The sequence below is a fragment of the Vibrio sp. 1288 genome (assembly GCF_033344475.1).
The window spans coordinates 1-585 of the sequence record NZ_JAWPOX010000844.1; the positions used below are offsets into that span (position 1 = coordinate 1).

Here is a 585-nt window from a genome sequence, read left to right on the forward strand (position 1 = left end):
TCTCCCTGACCCGTAACTATGTTCCTCAAGCGATCCGAATTCCGCTTTTCGTTATGATCATTGCGTCACTCGTAACCTGCGTCCAGCTACTAATGAATGCTTACGCTTACGGATTGTACCTATCACTGGGTATCTTTATCCCGTTGATCGTAACCAACTGTATCATCATCGGTCGCGCCGAAGCTTACGCTTCAAAAAATGATGTGCTTCCTGCCGCATTGGACGGCTTATGGATGGGACTGGGCATGACCAGTGTGCTAGTTGTGTTGGGCTCAATGCGCGAGCTTATCGGCAACGGCACATTGTTTGACGGCGCAGACTTGCTATTGGGTGACTGGGCTGCAGCGCTGCGCATTCAAGTATTCCAATTTGATAGCAGCTTCTTATTAGCACTATTACCACCAGGTGCTTTCATCGGTGTAGGACTTTTGATTGCGTTGAAAAATGTTATCGACAGCTCAATTCAGGCTCGTCAGCCGAAAGAAGAAAAACCGGCCATTGAGCGTGCTCGCGTAACTAACGCATAATATAAGAATTCTAAAATCAAGGCTCTACCACTCGTAGGGCCTTTTTCATAAACCGCAA

At 47.4% G+C, this 585-nt stretch carries 1 protein-coding gene; it reads left to right on the top strand.

Going from position 1 to position 585, the window contains the following annotated elements:
- On the top strand, positions 1-527 hold a 527-nt coding region (locus R8O11_RS29685), incomplete at its 5' end, for an electron transport complex subunit E (RefSeq protein WP_318195186.1).
- Positions 528-585 lie beyond the last annotated feature (58 nt).